At 40.2% G+C, this 20,852-nt stretch carries 24 protein-coding genes and 1 pseudogene; 12 read left to right on the top strand and 13 right to left on the bottom strand.

Annotation, left to right across the window (positions count from 1 at the left end):
- Positions 1–41 precede the first annotated feature (41 nt).
- Positions 42–1,283, top strand: coding sequence for a glutamate-5-semialdehyde dehydrogenase (locus tag I3259_RS00655; protein WP_238027882.1), 1,242 nt, complete (start codon positions 42–44; stop codon positions 1,281–1,283).
- An 81-nt stretch (positions 1,284–1,364) separates the two neighbouring features.
- Here I3259_RS00655 and I3259_RS00650 read toward each other — a convergent pair whose 3' ends face one another.
- The 3 genes from I3259_RS00650 to I3259_RS00640 all read right to left on the bottom strand — a co-directional run bounded on the left by I3259_RS00650 (position 1,365) and on the right by I3259_RS00640 (position 3,219).
- Entirely contained in the window at positions 1,365–1,559 is a 195-nt protein-coding gene (locus tag I3259_RS00650; RefSeq protein WP_238027848.1) for a DUF2897 family protein, read from the bottom strand.
- A gap of 162 nt (positions 1,560–1,721) precedes the next feature.
- The gene (gene dapE / locus I3259_RS00645; RefSeq protein ID WP_238027847.1) at positions 1,722–2,852 is read right to left on the bottom strand and encodes a succinyl-diaminopimelate desuccinylase; all 1,131 of its coding nucleotides are present in this window, start codon (positions 2,850–2,852) and stop codon (positions 1,722–1,724) included.
- A 13-nt stretch (positions 2,853–2,865) separates the two neighbouring features.
- Entirely contained in the window at positions 2,866–3,219 is a 354-nt protein-coding gene (locus tag I3259_RS00640; protein ID WP_238027846.1) for an ArsC family reductase, read from the bottom strand.
- Between the two features lie 241 nt (positions 3,220–3,460).
- Here I3259_RS00640 and I3259_RS00635 point away from each other — a divergent pair, with 241 nt between their 5' ends.
- Positions 3,461–3,739, top strand: a complete 279-nt coding sequence (locus I3259_RS00635) for a helix-turn-helix domain-containing protein (protein ID WP_238027845.1) — start codon at positions 3,461–3,463, stop codon at positions 3,737–3,739.
- A 52-nt stretch (positions 3,740–3,791) separates the two neighbouring features.
- Here the strand turns inward: I3259_RS00635 and I3259_RS00630 are convergent, their stop codons facing one another.
- Together I3259_RS00630 and narQ are read right to left on the bottom strand one after the other, a co-directional pair.
- Positions 3,792–4,418, bottom strand: coding sequence for a response regulator (locus tag I3259_RS00630; RefSeq protein ID WP_238027844.1), 627 nt, complete (start codon positions 4,416–4,418; stop codon positions 3,792–3,794).
- A gap of 4 nt (positions 4,419–4,422) precedes the next feature.
- Positions 4,423–6,123 carry a nitrate/nitrite two-component system sensor histidine kinase NarQ gene (gene narQ / locus I3259_RS00625; protein WP_238027843.1) on the bottom strand — a complete coding sequence of 567 codons (1,701 nt, stop codon included), beginning with the start codon at positions 6,121–6,123 and terminating at the stop codon, positions 4,423–4,425.
- Between the two features lie 272 nt (positions 6,124–6,395).
- On the opposite strand from narQ, the gene napF reads away from it, so the two are divergent.
- The 6 genes from napF (at position 6,396) to I3259_RS00595 (ending at position 11,002) form a co-directional block, all read left to right on the top strand.
- On the top strand, positions 6,396–6,893 hold the full coding sequence (napF, locus tag I3259_RS00620; protein ID WP_238027881.1) for a ferredoxin-type protein NapF: 498 nt from the start codon (positions 6,396–6,398) through the stop codon (positions 6,891–6,893).
- 21 nt (positions 6,894–6,914) lie between these two features.
- Positions 6,915–7,187, top strand: coding sequence for a chaperone NapD (locus I3259_RS00615; protein ID WP_238027842.1), 273 nt, complete (start codon positions 6,915–6,917; stop codon positions 7,185–7,187).
- Positions 7,184–9,670 carry a periplasmic nitrate reductase subunit alpha gene (napA, locus tag I3259_RS00610; RefSeq protein WP_238027841.1) on the top strand — a complete coding sequence of 829 codons (2,487 nt, stop codon included), beginning with the start codon at positions 7,184–7,186 and terminating at the stop codon, positions 9,668–9,670. Before I3259_RS00615 ends, napA begins: the two co-directional genes overlap by 4 nt.
- Before the next feature lie 67 nt (positions 9,671–9,737).
- Positions 9,738–10,250, top strand: a complete 513-nt coding sequence (locus I3259_RS00605) for a nitrate reductase cytochrome c-type subunit (RefSeq protein WP_238027840.1) — start codon at positions 9,738–9,740, stop codon at positions 10,248–10,250.
- Between the two features lie 20 nt (positions 10,251–10,270).
- Positions 10,271–10,846 (top strand): NapC/NirT family cytochrome c, encoded by a 576-nt coding sequence (locus I3259_RS00600; RefSeq protein WP_005370179.1) that lies wholly within the window; start codon positions 10,271–10,273, stop codon positions 10,844–10,846.
- A 15-nt stretch (positions 10,847–10,861) separates the two neighbouring features.
- Positions 10,862–11,002, top strand: a complete 141-nt coding sequence (locus I3259_RS00595; RefSeq protein WP_005370181.1) for a TIGR02808 family protein — start codon at positions 10,862–10,864, stop codon at positions 11,000–11,002.
- Positions 11,003–11,106: 104 nt separating this feature from the next.
- On the opposite strand, the gene I3259_RS00590 is transcribed toward I3259_RS00595, so the two are convergent.
- The 3 genes from I3259_RS00590 to I3259_RS00580 all read right to left on the bottom strand — a co-directional run bounded on the left by I3259_RS00590 (position 11,107) and on the right by I3259_RS00580 (position 12,159).
- Positions 11,107–11,283, bottom strand: a complete 177-nt coding sequence (locus tag I3259_RS00590) for a hypothetical protein (RefSeq protein ID WP_238027839.1) — start codon at positions 11,281–11,283, stop codon at positions 11,107–11,109.
- Positions 11,284–11,351: 68 nt separating this feature from the next.
- Entirely contained in the window at positions 11,352–11,792 is a 441-nt protein-coding gene (locus I3259_RS00585; protein ID WP_238027838.1) for a DUF1499 domain-containing protein, read from the bottom strand.
- 16 nt (positions 11,793–11,808) lie between these two features.
- The gene (locus I3259_RS00580; protein ID WP_238027837.1) at positions 11,809–12,159 is read right to left on the bottom strand and encodes a DUF2956 domain-containing protein; all 351 of its coding nucleotides are present in this window, start codon (positions 12,157–12,159) and stop codon (positions 11,809–11,811) included.
- Positions 12,160–12,584: 425 nt separating this feature from the next.
- Between I3259_RS00580 and I3259_RS00575 the strand changes: the two genes are divergently transcribed.
- From I3259_RS00575 to I3259_RS00565, 3 genes are all read left to right on the top strand, one after another.
- Positions 12,585–13,031, top strand: a complete 447-nt coding sequence (locus I3259_RS00575; RefSeq protein ID WP_238027836.1) for a DUF2919 domain-containing protein — start codon at positions 12,585–12,587, stop codon at positions 13,029–13,031.
- Positions 13,032–13,050: 19 nt separating this feature from the next.
- Entirely contained in the window at positions 13,051–13,464 is a 414-nt protein-coding gene (locus I3259_RS00570) for a hypothetical protein (RefSeq protein ID WP_238027835.1), read from the top strand.
- A gap of 202 nt (positions 13,465–13,666) precedes the next feature.
- A complete protein-coding gene (locus I3259_RS00565) occupies positions 13,667–14,563 on the top strand; it encodes a Dyp-type peroxidase (RefSeq protein ID WP_238027834.1) in 897 nt (298 codons plus the stop codon).
- A 121-nt stretch (positions 14,564–14,684) separates the two neighbouring features.
- Here I3259_RS00565 and crr read toward each other — a convergent pair whose 3' ends face one another.
- From crr to cysZ, 5 genes are all read right to left on the bottom strand, one after another.
- On the bottom strand, positions 14,685–15,194 hold the full coding sequence (gene crr / locus I3259_RS00560) for a PTS glucose transporter subunit IIA (protein ID WP_005370195.1): 510 nt from the start codon (positions 15,192–15,194) through the stop codon (positions 14,685–14,687).
- 40 nt (positions 15,195–15,234) lie between these two features.
- Complete coding sequence (ptsI, locus tag I3259_RS00555; RefSeq protein WP_238027833.1) at positions 15,235–16,959, bottom strand: phosphoenolpyruvate-protein phosphotransferase PtsI; 1,725 nt, start codon at positions 16,957–16,959, stop codon at positions 15,235–15,237.
- A gap of 54 nt (positions 16,960–17,013) precedes the next feature.
- On the bottom strand, positions 17,014–17,301 hold the full coding sequence (locus I3259_RS00550) for an HPr family phosphocarrier protein (RefSeq protein ID WP_005370199.1): 288 nt from the start codon (positions 17,299–17,301) through the stop codon (positions 17,014–17,016).
- A gap of 308 nt (positions 17,302–17,609) precedes the next feature.
- A complete protein-coding gene (gene cysK, locus I3259_RS00545) occupies positions 17,610–18,578 on the bottom strand; it encodes a cysteine synthase A (RefSeq protein WP_238027832.1) in 969 nt (322 codons plus the stop codon).
- Positions 18,579–18,847: 269 nt separating this feature from the next.
- On the bottom strand, positions 18,848–19,609 hold the full coding sequence (gene cysZ, locus I3259_RS00540) for a sulfate transporter CysZ (RefSeq protein WP_238027831.1): 762 nt from the start codon (positions 19,607–19,609) through the stop codon (positions 18,848–18,850).
- Between the two features lie 353 nt (positions 19,610–19,962).
- Between cysZ and I3259_RS00535 the strand changes: the two are divergent.
- Positions 19,963–20,852 (top strand): annotated as a pseudogene (locus tag I3259_RS00535) (cell division protein ZipA); the annotation flags it as partial.

The raw sequence follows: 20,852 nt of genomic DNA, 5'->3' as shown, positions 1-20,852 counted from the left end.
CGACAGGGATTAATAGAGGAATTATTGTGAATCTTGAATTAATGGGACAAGCGGCGCAACAAGCGGCTTTCGAGTTAGCAACAACGCCGACTGCAGTAAAAAATAATGCTTTAGCGATTATTGCTGATGAATTAGAAAGTAATAAAGACGTTATCTTAGCAGCGAACAAACAAGATATTGACGCCGCACTTGAATCAGGTATGTCAGATGCCTTAGTTGATCGTCTATTACTGAATGAATCACGTTTAGCGGGTATCGCGAATGATGTTCGTAACGTAATTAACCTAAACGATCCTGTTGGTGCAGAGCTTGATAGCCGCGTACTTGAAAATGGTATGCGTTTAAGTCGTCGTCGTGTTCCATTAGGTGTTGTTGGTGTGATTTATGAAGCACGTCCGAATGTAACTATTGATATTGCGGCTTTATGCTTAAAAACAGGTAACGCTAGCATTCTTCGCGGTGGGCGCGAGACATTCCATTCTAATATGGCACTGGTAAAAGTGATTCAAGTGGCATTGGAAAAAGCAGGACTACCCGCCGCTTCTGTACAGTACATAGAGCAACCCGATCGCGAACTTGTTTCACAACTGCTCAAGCTTGATCAATACGTTGATATGATCATTCCTCGTGGTGGTGCAGGTTTACATAAAATGTGTAAAGAAAACAGCACTATTCCTGTGATCATCGGCGGTTTTGGTATTAGCCATATCTATGTTGATGAAAGTGCCGATCTTACTCGTTCTTTAGATGTGGTTGAAAATGCCAAAGTACAGCGTCCATCAGCCTGTAATGCGTTAGATACCTTATTGGTAAATGAGAAAGTAGCGGAAGCTTTCTTATCGCGTTTAGTTGAGCGTATGAATAAAGCTAAGGTCGAGTTGGTTGCTGATGAAGCAGCCTATAATCTACTTAAAGGTAAAGCTTCTTCATTACGTAAAATCACTGAAGGTGATTTTGATACCGAGTGGTTAAGTTACACATTGGGTATTAAAGTGGTAAACGATGTGGATGAAGCCATTTTCCATATGCGTAAACACAATGCGAGCCATTCAGATTCGATCTTAACCAATAACCTACAGTCGGCTGAACGCTTTGTTAATGCGGCTGGATCTGCGGCTGTATATGTAAATGCGTCTACACGTTTTACTGACGGCGCACAATTTGGTTTAGGTGCAGAAGTTGCTGTATCTACTCAGAAACTGCATGCTCGTGGCCCAATGGGCTTAGAAGAGCTAACGAGTTATAAGTGGGTTGGTGTAGCTGATTACTTAAGCCGCGCTTAATCGTTAAATAAAATGTAAAAAGCTGCCTGCTAGTAATAACTAATTGGCAGCTTTTTTTGTGTCTGTAATTTTTGCTTTGTCTTATTCTTTATTGTCTTCTTTATATTGATATACAGGATCTTCTTGTTTACTGAGAGGGTGTTTGTCGTCAAACAGCTTGTTCTTTTTCTGCATCCCAATCTTCATATAAGCGGTATATTTTAGCGCTGCAATGTTGCTAGCTATGACGGCAACAATAATAAAGGAGATCACCCAAGGGTTAAAAAGCCATTCCATATTAGCCTCACTGATTTAGTGATAAAGAGTATTTTCAGGATAGCACTTTTATCGAATACTTAGCTTGTATATTAGCCATTAATGACAATAAAAAAGCAGCCACATATTTCACTGTTTAAGTAAAAATATGTTAGCTGCTTTGAGTATTGAATGCGTTTGTGATTACAGTGCTTTTTCTAATACTTTTTGGTACATGTCGGTTAGCTTTTCAAGATCAGCAACTTTTACACACTCATTCACTTTGTGAATGGTGGCATTTACAGGACCTAACTCAACCACTTGCGCACCCGTACGAGCGATAAATCGACCATCCGATGTACCACCGGTAGTAAGAAGTTCAGGTTGCTGGTGGTTCACTTCTTCAATCGCGCCAACAACCGCTTCTACTAACGTGCCTTTATCGGTAAGGAATGGATGACCGCTTAATGTCCATTTTAAGTCGTAATCTAAACCATGGGCATCTAATACTGAATGTACACGGCGCTTTATTTCTACATCCGTTAATTCTGTACTAAAGCGGAAGTTAAATTGCACTTCAAACTCTCCAGGGATCACATTTGATGCGCCAGTGCCTGCGGCAACATTTGGGATCTGGAAACTGGTTGGTGGAAAGTATGCATTGCCGTTATCCCATGTGGTGGCAGCAAGCTCAGCGAGGGCTGGTAATGCTTTGTGAATGGGATTATTCGCTAGATGTGGATAGGCAACGTGTCCTTGAATACCTTTTACGGTTAAATCACCGGTAATTGATCCACGACGTCCGTTTTTTACAACGTCTCCAACGTGGTGAGTACTTGAAGGCTCACCGACAATACACATATCGATTTTTTCGTTACGGGCTTCAAGGGTATCAACTACGCGGGTTGTACCATTGATAAATGGCCCTTCTTCATCCGAGGTGATGAGCAGGGCAATAGAGCCTTTGTGATCAGGGTTTTCTGCGATGAAACGCTCAATAGCAACAATCATACATGCTAGAGAGCCCTTCATATCTGCGGCACCACGGCCGTGAAGATAGCCATCGATAATCGTTGGTTCAAACGGTGGCGTATGCCATTGTTCTACAGGGCCTGAAGGCACCACATCTGTGTGACCGGCAAAAACAAACAGTGGTGCTTGAGTACCACGGCGAGCCCAAAGGTTGGTGGTATCTTCAAATACCATGGTTTCGATAGTAAAACCTAATTGCTCAAGACGAGCAATCATTACATCTTGGCAGCCTGCATCTTCAGGGGTAACTGATGGGCGACTCATTAAATCTTTAGCAAGCGCAATAACTGGGCTATCAGACATCCTTGTATCCTTGTTATTGTTGATGGAAAATTTCTTGGTATTGAGCAGGTTTAAAACCTAAGTAGTACGCATCATTGTGCACTAATAGCGGACGCTTGATCATTGCAGGTTGCTCTAACATCAGGGCTAAGGCATTGTCGCGATTTAAGCTATTTTTTTGCTCATCAGTCAGTTGACGGTAAGTCGTTCCACGTTTATTAAGCATGGCTTCCCAGCCCAATGCTGCTTCAAACGTTTCGAGTTGAGCGCGATCTAAGCCATCAACACGGTAATCATGGAAAGTGTATTCAATATTTTCTGCTTCTAACCACTTTTTCATTTTCTTGATAGTGTCGCAGTTTTTGATGCCGTAGGCTGTAGTACTCATAAAGGATCTGACTTGATTATATTTTAATGAATAGTCTTTTATAACGAGATTACACAATGACCGCAAGTGTTGTTGTTTGTGAGAGGATTGTAATGGATTGAAAACGGCACTGTTAATAAAAACAATAATACTTTTTTTCTTTTTCTATTTAATCGAAGTAAAGATAAAGCTGGCTTGATCAAACTCAACATAAATATTTTCCACTGCTTAATAATATGTGGAGTATTTTATGGAGGCCTCAATGGAACTGAATCCGGTTTTTGCCCGTCGACTTTATTTAGCATTGTTAGTAGAACATACAGAGAGACCTAATGTCCCTCGGTTGGTTGAGCAAACAGGCTGGCCGCGTCGAACTATTCAAGATGTATTAAAAGCGCTACCTAGCATTGGTATTGAGCTGGCTTTTATTCAAGATGGTCGCCGTCATAATGATGGTTACTATACATTGAATGATTGGGGACCCTTTGATTTGGAATGGATTAAAGAGAAAGAACCCTATTTATTAGCGGCATTATCCTAAAGAATTAAAACGCATAAGACGTCAGGTGTTATGCGTTTTTTTAGTATGGTATTTATTGATCTTGGGCTTCAAGATATAAAATCGTTGCTGCGGTACGAGATTTTACTTGTAGCTTTTTGAGTAAACTTTTCATATGAACTTTAACCGTTGCCTCTGAGATAAAGAGCTGCTCGGCGATTTGGCGATTACGTTGTCCTTTTGCCACTTCTTGCAATATTTGCGTCTCACGGTCTGTTAATTGTGACAAGATATTCGTCGGGGTACTGGGTGATTCAAGACACTCTTTTACGATATCACTGTAGGCTTTCCCGCCACATAATGCAGATTTTAGCTGTTCGATTAACTCATCCGGTTCGGTATCTTTGAGCAAATAACCATCAGCCCCAGCATTGAGTACTGTTTTAATATCGCTTCGACTATCAGAGACGGTTAACACGACAATACAAGCAAGGATACCTTCATTACGCATCGCTATTAGGGTATCGAGACCGGACAACCCCTTCATGTTTAAATCAAGTAAGATCAAATCTGGTGATTTTTCATGGGCGAGTGCGATAGCATCATTACCATTACTGGCTTCACCTACTAATTGGAAGTCTGATTCAAGGCTTAATAGTTGGCCTATCCCTCGACGCATGAGAGGGTGATCATCAACAATCATGACTTTCCAGCATGTCATAGTTTTATCCTTTCTGTAATGGGAATAATAGGCAGATAGAGCTACCTTGATCGATTCCCGATTGTATGTTTAATTCACCCTGTAGCCGTGATGCGCGCTCTTGCATAATACTTAAACCGTAATGATCACGTTTACTTTCGTTAAGGTCGAATCCTTTACCGTCATCGATGATCGTGACATGAATATGCTGATCGGTTTGTTGACAGTTTACGGTAATTTCATCGGCGTCTGCATGTTTAATCGCATTTAATACTGCTTCTCGAATAATTTGTAACAGGTGAACTTGGTTATGGGCATCTAACGCCATGGATGAAATTTGATTATCTATAATTAAGAGTGCATCGGTTTGCTCTTCTAATGGTTCTAACATTTGATTTAAGGCTTCACCAAAATTGGCATCTTTAATCGTCAAACGAAATGTACTGAGTAATTCGCGTAGTTGGGTATAAGCATTACCTAACCCTTCTTCGATATCATGAACTGTCTGATGGGTATTTTCATTCTGAGCGTTTTGGTTGAGTTCTCTTTTCAATAAGGCTAATTGAATTTTTAAATAAGAGAGAGATTGTGCTAATGAATCATGCAGTTCACGGGCAATGGTCGCGCGCTCTTCCATTAATAATAAATATTCCGCTTGTTTTTGGGCGCGGTTGTAATAGATAGCACGAGCAAGGATCTGAGAGATATTATTAATTAATGCCTTATCAGGGCAAGGTAACGTGTACTGCCACCAAAGTTGCCCCATTAACTCACCATCAATATACAGTTCATTGTATTGCCAATGTTTACCTGCTTGTTGACCGACTTGAATTTCTGATGTGCTGCCATTGGGCTCTACAATGATCAGTTTTACGCCAATTAAACCATTAATCGTAATCATAGTTTCAAGCATATTTATGAATTGCTCACGGGTTAGACGACTCACTGAAAGTTGTTGTGAGCAATTATAAAGCACCTGAAGTGATTCGTTTGCATGACGTAAACGGTGGGTTTTTTCATTGACACTGCGTTCTAATCCTTGATAAAGCAGCTCTAGCTCTGATGACATTTTACTAAATGTATGAGCTAAAATACCCAGTTCATTGTTGTTATTGTTTAATAAGTTTAATCGAAAATTTTTACGCTTGACTTGCTTACAGGCATCAACAAGATCATTTAAAGGTGCAACTATTTGTTGGCGTGTATAACGAATGGTGTAGAAGACGATAAGAAAAATAAGACTAAGCCCTATAGCACCAATAAAAGCGAGGCGTTGGAGTTTAAGCTCAGATGATTTTTGCAGTTCAGCAACAAAGCTATTAATACGATGGACAAATGGTGCGACATGTTGAATAAATACAGTGTTGTTGTCGGTTTTAAGGATCGGATGCAGTTCTTCCCAACGTAGGATTAATTGATTGTAGTCTTGTTGAATATCTGTTGATACAAACCAATAGGAGAGTTCTTTCATTGGTGTTGAATAAAGTGAATGTTCAAATTGTTCAATATGATCAGATAAAAGAGGTGATTCGGTTTCAACATCAAAAGCTAATCGATAGCTTTGCATACGTAAAGAGCCTGCAATATTAATAGCTTCAGCATCATTTTGACTTGAAACCAATGTCATTAATGCAAGTACAGTCGTTATTATTGAAATAATTAAAATTAGTACTAAAGAGCGCGCTATCGTCGCTGTTACAGAATGTGTCGTTTTTTTCCTATTCACATTAGTCCTTCTTGTTACTTACCCTGAAATTATTAATTGCTCAATTTTTGATATAGATGTTCTAACGAATAATGTGAGCTTTATCGGCTCGATTTATTGATCTAGAACAAACAACCCTATCAATTACCCCTTAGGGGGTATTTAAGCAATTATTTCATTATTTAAAATTAATATATAAAAACATTAATGGTTTATTAATAGATGCTGTTTGAGTTATTTACTGAATGTTTTGTCAGCTATGTAATATAAACAGTACAACGATAGAGGTAATGATGGTTGATCGTTTAAGACGTTCATTATTTACACGCAAAACACCATCAAACATTCCACGCTTACCTTGGCTGAGTCATGCAGATACTTTTACTGATCTTTGTTCTCGTTGTGAACGCTGTATCGAAAATTGTGAGACAAACATCATAGTGAAAGGTGATGGCGGTTTTCCTCAAGTGGATTTCAGCCAAGGTGAAGGAGAATGCACTTTTTGTTATCAGTGTGCCGATGCTTGTCCTGAACCGTTATTTCTTCCGCAATCAGAATTGCCATGGAACATCATTGCAGCGATTAATGAAAGTTGCATGGCATCTAAAAATATTGAATGTAGAAGCTGCGGTGATATGTGCGATCCCCAAGCGATAAAATTTCAATTGCAGGTTGGAAACGTCGCTATGCCAACCATTACAGATAAAGACTGTACTGGATGTGGAGCCTGTTTATCGGGGTGCCCTACATCTGCAATAACAATTACTCGTGTGGCTCACGACACACAGTAGTACACATCAAAGAGAGTCTGTATGTCTTTACAAGAAGTGCATATATCAAGCCTCGTGGTGCATGTGAAACCCGAGCATTTACAAGAAATAAAGCAACAGATTTTAGCAATGCCGAATACTGAAATACCGGGCGACAGTGAAGAAGGGAAAATCATTGTAGTACTTGAGACAGAGAACCAAGGCTACGTGACCGATACCATAGATAAAATCAATAATTTAGAAAATGTGTTAATTACTTTTTTGGTGTACCACCAAATAGAGCACTTTGAGACGCAACCAGAGGGCAACTCATGAAAATGACAAGACGCGCATTTGTTAAAGCAAATGCTGCCGCTTCAGCTGCGGCTGTTGCAGGTATTACCTTACCCGCGTCAGCAACTAACTTAATTGTAAGTTCTGATGAAACAAAAATTAAATGGGATAAAGCGCCGTGTCGTTTTTGTGGTACAGGCTGTTCTGTTTTGGTGGGTACCCAAAACGGTCGAGTTGTTGCCACTCAAGGCGATCCTAAAGCGCCAGTAAATAAAGGACTTAACTGTATAAAAGGTTACTTCCTCTCAAAAATTATGTACGGCAAAGATCGCCTACAAACACCAATGCTTCGAATGAAGAATGGTCAGTACGATAAAGAAGGTGAATTCACGTCTGTATCGTGGGATACCGCGTTTGATGTCATGGCTGAAAAATGGAAGGCAGCACTGAAAAAACAAGGTCCGTCAGGTGTAGGTATGTTCGGCTCCGGCCAATGGACTGTCATGGAAGGTTATGCGGCATCAAAAATGATGAAAGCCGGTTTCCGTTCTAACAATATCGATCCTAATGCACGTCACTGTATGGCATCGGCGGTGGTTGGCTTCATGCGTACCTTTGGTATCGATGAACCAATGGGTTGTTATGATGATTTAGAACATGCGGATGTCTTTGTTCTATGGGGCTCGAACATGGCTGAAATGCACCCTGTACTATGGACGCGTATGACAGATCGTCGCTTAAGCCACCCTCATGTTAAAGTGAATGTGCTATCAACGTATCAACACCGTTCTTTTGAACTTGCAGATAACGGCATGATCTTTGAACCGCAAACCGACTTAGCTATTGCCAACTTTATTGCCAACTACATTATCCAAAATGATGCGGTGAATTGGGATTTTGTGAATAAGCATACCCACTTTAAACGTGCACAAACCGACATTGGTTATGGTCTACGTGACGATAATCCACTACAACAGCAAGCTGCTAACCCGAATTCCGGTGATATTTTCCCAATGAATTTTGAGGAATACAAAGCTTCTGTTGCTGATTATACGGTAGAGAAAGCGTCAGAAATGTCAGGTGTTGAGCCTGAGAAATTGATTGAACTTGCAAAATATTATGCCGATCCAAAGTTAAAAGTGATGTCACTTTGGACTATGGGAATGAACCAACATACCCGTGGCGTGTGGATGCAAAGCCTCGTTTATAACTTGCACTTACTGACAGGTAAAATTGCAACGCCAGGGAATAGCCCATTCTCATTAACCGGTCAGCCATCGGCATGTGGTACCGCACGTGAAGTGGGGACTTTTGCACACCGTTTACCAGCAGATATGGTTGTGGCAAATCCTAAACACCGTGAAATAGCAGAGAAAATTTGGAAACTGCCAGCAGGTACGATTCCGCCAAAACCTGGTTATCACGCAGTCTTACAAGATCGCATGTTAAAAGACGGCAAGTTAAATGCGTATTGGGTAATGTGTAATAACAATATGCAAGCGGGACCAAATATTAATGAAGAGCGTTTACCGGGTTACCGTAACCCTGAAAACTTCATTGTTTGTTCTGATCCATACCCAACAGTGACAGCTCAAGCTGCCGATCTGATTTTACCAACCGCAATGTGGGTAGAAAAAGAAGGGGCTTACGGCAATGCCGAGCGTCGTACACAAGCTTGGTATCAACAAGTTAAAGCACCAGGTGAAGCAAAATCAGATTTATGGCAAATCATGGAGTTCTCTAAACGCTTCAAAGTAGAAGAAGTGTGGGGAGAAGAGCTGATCAATAAAATGCCTCAGTATCGTGGCAAAACCATGTATGACATTTTATTCCGTAATGGACAGACTGATAAATTTCCATTAAGTGAAGCGCAAGAGCTTAATGATGACGCACAAGCGCAAGGTTTCTATGTCCAAAAAGGCTTGTTTGAAGAATATGCAGAATTTGGTCGTGGTCATGGGCATGATTTAGCACCGTATGATACTTACCACCAAGTACGTGGTTTGCGATGGCCGGTCGTTGATGGCAAAGAAACCTTGTGGCGTTTTAAAGAAGGCTCTGATCCTTATGCTAAAAAAGGCACTGACTGGGATTTCTATGGTAAACCAGATGGTAAAGCATGGATTATTTCAGCACCTTACGAAGCACCACCAGAAGTGCCAGATAGTGAATACGACATGTGGCTATGTACGGGGCGTGTACTTGAGCATTGGCATACAGGTACCATGACACGTCGTGTACCTGAACTGTATAAAGCGGTGCCTGATGCACTGTGTTACTTACATCCAGATGATGCGAAAAAGCGTGGTTTGCGCCGAGGTGATGAAGTGAATGTCGCTTCTCGTCGTGGTGAAGTTCGCTGTCGTATTGAAACTCGTGGTCGTAATCGTCCGCCAGAAGGTTTGATCTTTATCCCATTCTTTGATGCACGAATTTTAGTGAATAAGCTGATCCTTGATGCGACTGATCCGTTATCAAAACAGACTGACTTTAAAAAGTGCCCTGTGAAAATTAGCAAGGTTTAACCCTGCCTATGGCGAGTGAATAGCACACTCGCCTCATTTCAGAATTAGCCTGTTGGCGGAGAACATCATGAAAAGAATCTTATTGGCTGTATTAGCGGTGAGTGCATTAATGGCGGGAGTTGTACAAAGTGAAGAATCAACAACACCAGCTAAACCTGTATCAGAAGCAGTAGCAAAAACAGAAATCTTTAATCCGGGTGGTATCGGTGGTCTTGAATCATTACGTGGCTCTGCTGAACTAGAAACTACGCGTCCAGCGGATCCGATGAAGCATTATCCTAAAGATCAAGGCGTCATTGACAGTGATTATGTGTATCAGCCACCATTGATCCCACATACGATCCGTAATTATGAAGTGTCACTTAACGCGAATAAGTGTTTAGCATGTCACAGTTGGAAAAATGCTAAAGAAATGGGCGCAACTAAGATCAGCGTTACACACTATATTTCGCCACAAGAAGGACAAGTATTGTCTGACGTATCACCGAGTCGTTATTTCTGTCAGCAATGTCATGTGCCACAAGCCGATGCTAAGCCATTAGTTGAAAATGACTTCAAACGTGTTAGTGCTTTGCAATAACCATAGGTAAGGGATGATATATGAAGTTATTAAAAACGTTTTGGTTGCGCTTAAAAACACCCAGCAAGGTTGCGGTAGGTTTAGTACTCTTCATGGGATTTATCGGTGGTTTATTGTTCTGGGGCGGTTTTAATACCGTAATGGAAAAAACCAATACTGAAGAGTTCTGTGCTGGTTGTCATGCGCCAATTGTAAAAGAGATCAAAGAAACTATTCACTTTTCTAACCGCTCCGGCGTGCGTGCAATTTGCTCTGATTGCCATGTGCCACACAATTGGACAGATAAGATTGTGCGTAAGGTGCAAGCCTCTAAAGAAATTGTGGCTCACTTGATGGGAACGATTGATACGCCTGAAAAATTTGCTGAGCGTCGTGGCCACTTAGCTGAACGAGAATGGAAACGAATGAAAGACAATAACTCGCAAGAGTGCCGTAATTGTCATGAATTCAATTATATGGATTTTTCAGAGCAAGCGCCTCGTAGTGCTAAATTACACTCAACAGCGTTAGCCTCAGGGGATAAAACCTGTGTTGATTGCCATAAAGGTATTGCACATAAATTACCTGATATGAAAAATATTGAAGGTTGGCAATAAACCAAAGGAGAGAAAATGAGCACATTAGAATCGGTGATCTGGCACATACTAGGCTATGCAGCGATGCCTGTGATTATTTTATCCGGGTTTGTTGCGGTTGCGGCTGTAAGTATATGGTTACTGTCATTGGGTAAAGATAAGAAAATCAACGAATAGAAGATCACTCTTTGAATCAGTAAAGAATAAGCTGTCCTTTTAATACGTTAGTGCGTTATAGAAGGGCGGCTTTTGTTGTTTTTTCGCAGGGGATTTCGCTTCCATTAGCGGTACCCAATCGCAAACAACATCCGCCAAGTAAGGTAGAGCGGCAGCCATTCAAACATAAAATAAGTGATAGAGAATGACTGACTTTCATTTGTGTTGATTTCAAAAAAATGCAACCCAAGAATAACGCTCAGTCCTAATAGCGTGAAGAGCTTAAACGTTTTCTTATCCATGATAGTTAATCCTATTTCGAATGATATTAGAATATACATGCAAATGAGAATTATTATCAAATTATTTTTTATTGCTTAATCAGTTCGTGCTTTATTAATTGGTTACGGAATGCTTCTACTCTTTTTCTATTCACACCAAAATCAGAATATCCAACCCGCGAGGCTGAACGAACATTAAGATGATCATCGACTTGTTTTATTTCAAGATCATCGGTAAAACGAAAAATTTTGCTGGTGGCTTCAACATGAAGGTAATGATGACTCTCATCCGTTATTTTTGTCCCAGGAAGAGATAAAGCTGCTTGTTTAATCCCTTGCCAGTCTTTCATACCTTTCGCCGTTAAGGTAAACGGTGACACAGTAAAATCGTCTCGCTGATCTTGGGTAGAAACACAATTTGGCTTTTTGCCACAAGGTTGATTAATTCGTTGTTGCCAGGCTGCTGGATTAGAATCGCTACAGCCAACAAGAGGGAAGAGTACAAGCAATAATAATCTAGTAGTTAGCATTCAGACTCTCCTCTTTTTATTGTATCGGTGGCAATAATAAATACACGGCAAAACCTACCCATGATGCAATTAAAAGGCCCCAAGCGAGTTTATTGTGTTTATATATTACCGTTTCAGTAGTTATGGTTTCTGAGGGAGTGTCTGCCTCATTAGAGGCTTTACTACGTGACACTTTCTTTTTCAATTTGTCTTGCTCACGAGCTTTAGCTTTTTGTTGTTTTTTATATTGCTCTATGCCTTTTTGAATCCCTTGTGCAACCAGTCTTGTCTGCTCTTTGGTTTGTCCTACTTTTTGTGTAGCTTTTGCTATGCGTATTGCTTCTGCTTGTGTTTCTGGTGAAGGGGCGGATTGTTTTCTACTTGACATGGTATAGCTCCCTGAAAATAACAATTAAGCGTTGATTATATCGTATAAGTAAAAAGGTTGAGGTGATAGCAATAAAAGAGAAAGTAAAGGCTACGGTATATCTTACTGATTATGTAGGAAAATTTCAGAAATAGGTAAAAGGTTTGTTAAACGTGTTTTTAATGTGTAACTTTATGTTTTTTAAGTATTTACCTATACCTTTTACTGTCTGTGATCTATGTTTAAAAAACAGTGTATTTGTTTTTTTTAGATCAAAAAATGTGACGGTAACGGCAATATAAAAAACTGAAAAGTGCGGTCCTGCACAAAACCTTGTCCTTATTGTTCAAAATATAAATGAATAGATTAGAGTCGTTTGTGAACCACAGAGATGTTTATTAAGCTCTGATCTAAATTTCATTGGATACCTGTTTGAGGAAAATGGCTTGTTATATCCGATAGATGCTTATGATCAGCATGGACAATTAAAAATTAATACCATGTTGTGGTTTGTTTTACTGTTTAACGCCAAAGCCTGGTTAGTGTTTATTATGGCTGGGGTTAGCCGTACTCAAGGCGGTGAATTACTTGAGCTTATTTATCCAATAAGAGATGTTTTATACATAGGTATGGCAATAGGTAGCCCCGCAATTTTTTTAATGTGGCTATCAGGTCAACGAAATAAAAATAACAAATTAATACATTTTCTGTGGCGGCAAGGGAAGAGAGTGTTACTTGCTGTATATAGTTTTGATTTTATAATGCAAATATATCATTTAGTGATCAGTCATGGTGAGTTTAGCTGGATACGAGCGACTACATTACTGTTAACGGCATGGCTTGGGTTGTACCTTTTAAGGAGCTCGCGAGTGAAAGATATATTTGCAGATTAGCCTGTGAAGGGGAACTGTAATGAATGATTTTAGTCGAGGACAATTGCTATTAAGCACGTTACTAAGCCCATTAGCGATGGCTGATTGGTTGCTTGATGTTAGTTTTGAATTGAGTAGTTACTGTTATTCGAAACAGACTGTGAATATCTCACTATCATTACTGCCAGGTGAAGAGACGGTGTTCTTTAATGGCCTAAGTCAAAGCCAACATAATTTGTGTCGTGAAGTGGTTGGTCGCGCTCAATTACTTGATGTGTCACCAGATGAAGTAAAAATTGCATTTCAGATCCAAGAGCGTTTAGATGATGGTGGTTGGCGTACTATTTTAGCTAAAACCTTATCTACTGGGCTTAATATGCCGATATTATTTGAAAGTGAAAATAGTGACTTAGAAGAGCGTGTCAAATTACAAATTGAAATAATGACAGCATAATACATTAATATCGATCGGTGCTCTGTGTCTCCTTTAATAACGCCTTCTTTAATAAGAGGGCGTTGTTGTATCTATTGACTGATAATATGGTAAAAATGCGTAAAAACTGGAAGTGATGCATCAGGATCAAATGATTTACGTAATTATATAGTTATAATTACTTTTCATTATTGATTAGAAATCCTGTTAGGAGAAGACACCTATGAGTATTGCCCAACCAGCAATCGTTCCAGATCGTGGCGCCTTTGCCCTTTATGTTGTAATGAATGTTGTTGGTAATAAGCAAAATGTTATTGCTCAATGCCAGTCTATTCATCAATTACTTGCTGATTTGAATGCAGAGCAGCAAGACGCCAAACTACACGCCAGCGTTGCTTTCGGTAAAGCATTTTGGGAGTCTTTAGGTCAGCAAAGCCCTGCTGAATTAACAGAGTTTCGTCAGTTAGGTGAAGGTGAGACTATTGCTCCTGCAACAGGGGGCGATGTCTTACTACATATCCACTCTAACCGCCATGATCTTAACTTCTATGCATTCCGAGTATTTTTCGAAAAAATGGCACAAGATGTAGAAGTATTAGATGAAACATACGGTTTTCAATACTTAGATCACCGTGACATGACAGATTTCATTGACGGAACAGAGAACCCACAAACAGCGGAAGATCGCGCTAACGTGGGTGTGATTGCTGAAGGTGAGTTTGCGGGGGGAAGTTACGTAATGGTACAGCGTTATGTTCATAACCTACCAGCATGGCATCGTTTAAATGTTCAAGCTCAAGAGAAAGTAATTGGTCGCACGAAAGCAGACTCTGTAGAGCTAGAAGATGTTCCAGCAGCATCACACGTAGGTCGTGTTGATATTAAAGAAAATGGTAAAGGCTTAAAGATTTTACGTCACAGCTTGCCATACGGCTCTGTAACTGCTGATCACGGTTTATTATTCATTGCTTACTGTCAGCGTCAGCATCACTTTGATGCGCAGCTTGAAAGCATGTTTGGTGAAACGGATGGTAAAACAGATCAAATGTTACGTTTCTCAAAACCTGTTACTGGTGCGTATTTCTTTGCGCCATCAATGACGATGTTAAATAGCCTGTAATTCGATAGCGCTATTTTATATAAGCATGCTATGGACTTGTTTGTAGCATGTTTTTTTATAGGTTCAGATAAACAAAAAGCGCTACCGAAGTAGCGCTTTTTTATCAGCTATAGAACTTAGCTTATTTTTTAACGCGTAATACTGGTGTTTCACCAACGTTTACAGCGCCAGAAAGCTTAGTTAGCTCTTTGATCTCATCCATGTTAGAGATAACAACTGGAGTCAGAGTTGACTTCGCTTTCTCTTCTAATAGTGCAAGATCGAATTCGATGATAGTATCGCCAACTTTAACAGTTTGGCCTTCTTCAGCGATGCGAGTAAAACCTTCGCCTTTAAGTTCAACAGTATCAATACCGAAGTGAACGAAAAGTTCGATGCCATCGTCAGACTCAATAGAGAAAGCGTGGTTAGTTTCAAAGATCTTACCAATAGTACCGTTTACTGGTGCAACCATTTTGTTGCCCGCTGGTTTGATAGCAATACCATCACCAACAATTTTCTCAGCAAATACTACATCTGGCACATCTTCGATGTTAACGATTTCGCCAGAAAGTGGTGCGATGATTTCAATTGCACCAGCTTCACTGCTGTCGTCAGAAACCAGTTTCTTCAATTTGTCAAACAGACCCATATCGATGCTCCTAAGCGTTGTTATATTATCTGCAGCTATATTAGCAGATGGTCTTTTCTGCGATGAATTTTTCTACGTGCTCTTCGATTTCAGCAGCTGTCGGTAGAGTTAATGCATACTCTGCCATTGCTTTAACATCAGCAAAGTTAGCGTTACGGATAACTTTCTTGATGCGAGGGATAGAAATCGCACTCATGCTGAATTCGTCAAGACCCATACCTAAAAGAAGTAGAGTAGCACGTTCGTCGCCGGCAAGCTCACCACACATACCTGTCCACTTACCTTCAACGTGAGAAGCATCAATAACTTGCTTGATCACAGTAAGTACAGCAGGCGATAGTGGGTTGTAAAGATGAGAGATTAGCTCATTACCACGGTCAACTGCTAGAGTATACTGGGTTAAGTCGTTGGTACCAATACTAAAGAAAGAAACTTCTTTCGCTAGGTGGTGTGCAATTGCGGCAGCCGCTGGTGTTTCAACCATAACACCGATCTCGATGTTAGCGTCAAAAGCTAAACCTTCAGCTGTTAATTCAACTTTAAACTCTTCAATTGCATCTTTAAGTGTACGTACTTCTTCAACCGAAATAATCATTGGGAACATGATACGGATCTTACCGTGTGCAGATGCACGAAGAATAGCACGGAACTGATCACGTAAAATTTCACGACGGTCAAGGCTGATACGGATTGCACGCCAACCCAAGAACGGGTTCATTTCTTTTGGTAGATCTAAGTATGGTAGATCTTTGTCACCACCGATATCCATAGTACGGATAATCACTGGTTCACCGTGCATCGCTTCTGCAACTTCTTTGTACGCTTGGTATTGCTCTTCTTCTGTCGGTAGAGAATCGCGATCCATGAACAAGAATTCAGTACGGTATAGACCTACGCCTTCACCACCATTACGGTTTACGCCGTCACAGTCTTTCACTGTACCGATGTTACCGCAAACTTCTACTTGCTTACCATCAAGCGTGATTGCAGGAAGATCTTTCAGTTTAGCTAGTTCTTCTTGTTCTGCTTTATGCGCGTCGCTGATAGCTTTAAATTTATTTAACTCATCATCCGTTGGATTGATAACAATCTGATTATTGATTGCATCAAGCACTAGCATATCGCCAGACTTAACTTTTGATGTGATATCGTTTGTACCTACAATCGCTGGAATCTCAAGCGAGCGTGCCATGATTGAAGTGTGTGATGTGCGACCACCGATATCAGTGATAAAACCACGAACATAATCAAGATTAATCTGTGCTGTTTCAGACGGTGTAAGATCGTTAGCAACAAGGATAACTTCTTCGTTAATAGCACTTAGATTGATTACGTTAATGCCTAATGCATTCTTCACAAAACGGCTACCGATATCGCGGATATCACTTGCACGTTCTTTTAAGTACTCATCATCTAAAGACTCAAGTGTTTGTGCTTGCTCTTCGATAACAGAGTAAATTGCAAAGTCAGCAGACATTTTATCTTTAATAAGGGCTATGATTTCTTCTTCAAGCTCCTCATCTTCAAGCAACATGATGTGACCTTCAAAGATCGCTTCTTTCTCTTCACCAAAGGTGACACGTGCTTTTTCTTTGATTACTTCTAGCTGCTCAGACGATTTCTTTCGTGCGTCGAAGAAACGTTGAATTTCGTGATCGATTTGGTCTGCAGAGATTGGTGCTTTGTTTAGAACAACCTCTTCTTCTTGCAGCAGTAGTGCTTTAGCAAAAGCAATACCTGGAGATGCCAAGATACCTGAAATCATAGCCTTACCTTAAATTAACTAAAAACTGAAAACCCGTTTGTATATAAACGTAGCTTAGATCTCGCGGAACATTGCAACTGGTGAACCGTCGTGATCTTCTTTCAGTTGAATTAGAGCATCAACAGCTTCTTGAGCTTGAGCGCCTTCACCTGCGATAGTGATTTGTGCACCTTTGATCAGGCCAAGAGTTTGAAGCTTGAATAGGCTTTTTGCGCTAGCGCTTTTGCCATTAGCAGTTACAGTTACGTCTGCATCAAATGATTTTGCTTCTTTAACGAACTGAGCCGCTGGACGAGTGTGTAGACCATTTGGTGCTGTAATTTCAACTTGCTTCTGATACATAATTCACCCCGATAGATATAGTATTTTATTTAATAATTACTTTATTTATGACAAGCATAATATAGTTATCTTGCTTGTGCTGCTGCAGTATAAACTACCTAATAGCATAATGTCTTAGCTTTAATCCAAGTCAAAGTTTTATCAGAAACTTACTTGTTAGTGACTAAAGTGTATTTTCGCTCCTTTATTTCGGAGCTAAAAATAAAGCGTGCGAGTTTTATATTAAAGCTCAGTTCAAAATGCAACAAAAAAGCCCACAAAGGGGCTTTTTTCATAGTGATATACCTATTAAAGATTATAAAGTGTGATCACTGTTGTGTTTCTTTTTCTGTGAAAATGCCTGCAAATAGTGCTGTTGATAGGTAACGTTCACCTGAACTTGGTAATACAACAACAATATTTTTGTCGGCAAACTCAGGACGTGCTGCAATGTTATTTGCTGCAACAACCGCTGCACCTGAAGAAATACCAGCAAGAATACCTTCTTCTTCCATTAGGCGACGCGCCATTTCGATTGCGTCATCTGAGCTTACTTTTTCAACTTCATCGATCAATGATAAATCTAAGTTACCAGGAATAAAGCCAGCACCAATACCTTGGATTTTGTGTGGAGCTGGTTGAACCGTGTCACCGTTTAATGTTTGGGTAATCACTGGAGACTCTAGTGGCTCAACTGCAATGGTAGTAATTGCTTTGCCTTTTTGCTGTTTAATAAAGCGGCTAACACCTGTAAGTGTACCGCCAGTACCTACGCCTGAGATAAACACATCGATTTCACCATCTGTTGCATCCCAAATTTCAGGGCCTGTGGTTTTTTCGTGGATCTCTGGATTTGCTGGGTTATTAAATTGCTGTAGCAGTAGGTATTTACTTGGATCTGAATTTACAATTTCTTCAGCTTTATCAATCGCGCCCTTCATGCCCTTAGGTGCTTCAGTTAGTACAAGATTTGCACCTAACGCTTTTAATAGTTTACGGCGCTCAAGGCTCATGCTCTCAGGCATGGTTAATGTTAGTTTGTAACCACGTGCAGCAGCAACAAAAGCAAGTGCAACACCTGTATTACCACTAGTTGGCTCTACAAGTTCAACACCTTCTTTTAAAAGGCCTTTTTTCTCAGCATCCCAAATCATGTTAGCGCCAATACGACATTTAACACTAAAGCTAGGGTTACGAGCTTCTACTTTTGCTAACACTTTACCGTTACTGACACGGTTAAGGCGTACTAGCGGAGTATTACCAATTGTTAGTGAGTTATCTTCATAAATCTTGCTCATGCTTCGTTCCTTCGTGACACGTTAAAAGTAATATAAATTAAGAATATACTGGATAAGTGATTTGAAAAGTAATTAATGGTTATATCTTATTGTTATCAATGTGTGAATTATATTGAACTAAAGATATATAGTGGGATGAAAGGCGTCAAGTGACTAATTTACAAATATGTTTTACTCAAATAACAGTAAACAATGGTGTTTACAGGAAGTGTAAAGGAAAAGAAAAGAGCGCTAGATAAGCGCTCTTTCGTTAAATATTATTATCGATCTTAATAACGTTTAAATTGTTCGCGGTAATGATCAACCCACATTGCTGTCGCGCCACAAACGGCAACCGGCATGACGAGTAAGTTAAGAATTGGCGTCATAGTGAAAAACATGACGACAGCACCAAAACTTAACGCTTGGCCACGATGTTCTTTCAGTGCATCTCGCATATTAATAAATGGCACTTTGTGGTTATCAAATGGATAATCAACATATTGAATCGTCATCATCCAAGCGCTAAATAAGAACCATAGAATAGGCCCAAGTGTTTGCCCGATAGCCGGAATCCACATTAGGATCAATAAGCCGATAGCTTTAGGTAAGTAGTATTTTAATTTAGTCCACTCTCGACCCATCGTTCGAGGTAGATCTTTAATTAACGCTTTAAAACTATCGTCAGGTGGATTTTTACCGGTAAGTTTAGCTTCTAAATATTCAGCTAATAGTCCATTAAATGGTGCTGCAATCCAGTTAGCAATGGTACTGAAGAAATAAGAAAAGGTAACTAATGCAGCAATGGCAAGTAATGGCCACAAGACATAAGATAGCCACTCAAGCCAGCTAGGCAGGTAACTTAACCAACCATCAATCCAGCCATTCAACTGAGTAAGTAAGGTTGCAAATGCGCCACCTAATAATAAGATATTGATGAGCAGTGGGATGATTACAAAACGACGCGTTCCTGGTTGGGTGACCAACTGTAATCCTTTAAAAAAGTAGCCAGCTCCGCTGGTTGTTGATTTTATGGCATGTTGTTGCGACATTCTGTTTCCTTAATCGGATCTCTCAAGTTTATTTTGATGAGGGATAGAGAGGCTATACAAATAGTATGTTAACGGGCTACATAGGATGGAATCAAATGAAAATATGGTTGTCACAGTTTTGACAAACCATTAAACCACATCATTCATAATGAAAAATGGTGTAAAAGTGTACAAAACTCACGTTGTAAAGACTATCTTGACTGAATAGCGATATTCAACTTCTCATTATCATTTGAGTTTTGGTACAGTAAGTCATCGGCAAGAAATTCTAGCTAGAGATTTTGTCTGCCTAGTAGATTTTTTACTATTATTAACCCCGTCTAGGGATAACGAGTTAATTTCAGAGTATTCGTATGCAGGAATTGCGTCTAGTTCTTATTATTGTTGGTGCGCTTGCGATTACAGCGCTTCTTTTTCATGGTCTATGGACAAGTCGAAAAGAAAAACCGGCCAAGTTTGGTGAAAAGCCAGTAGGTAAAATCGATGAAACGCCACTTGATATTCAAGATGACGTAGAAGAAAGCGTGAGCGAAGCGCGTGTTGTAAGTAAGCCACAGGACGTGGTTGAAAAAACGAAACCGACAAAGCGTAAAGAGCCTGGTTTTAGTTTTGGTGAACGTCCACAGCAAGATCCATTATTAGGTGATGTCACTGTTGATGACAGTGATGATCTTCCTAAAATGTCAGCAACAGACAGTGATGATGCACCAGCTAAAGTAACACAGGCTCAATCACAAGCAGCAACGGTTAAGCAACCTCAGCAAGTATCAGCACAAACATCTGAGCAACCAGTACAACCTGTAAATGCTCAACAATCGGCTGCTCAACCGAATAGCGCTCCTGTTGAACCTGTTATACAGCCTCAGGTTGCGGCAACTATTAACTCAGCGACTGTAGCGCCTGTTGTAGAAACGCAAACGCCAGTACAGCCTGAAATCATTCAGCAACCACAGCAGACAGCGTATACTCCAGTTCAAGAAACAGTTCAACAACCCGTAGTGGCAGAGCCTGTTATTCAGCAAGCACAACCAGTTATCGTTGAAACTCCTGTTGTCGCTGAGCCTGAAATTATTGAACAACCGATTTCAAAACCTGTTATTGAGCCTCAAGTACAACTTGTACCTGCAGAAGAGCCTGAACAAATTGAAGTCACAACACCTATTGCTGAGGAAGAAGTCGCTAAGTCTGAAGTTACTGAGACGGTTGTTCAAACTAAACAAGAGCCAAGCTTTACTTTCATGCC

This window comes from Photobacterium sp. Ph5 (genome assembly GCF_022129445.1).
In the GTDB taxonomy this organism is placed as follows: domain Bacteria; phylum Pseudomonadota; class Gammaproteobacteria; order Enterobacterales; family Vibrionaceae; genus Photobacterium.
The sequence above is the reverse complement of the archived record's forward strand: the minus strand, read 5'-3'. Positions and strand labels throughout refer to the sequence as shown.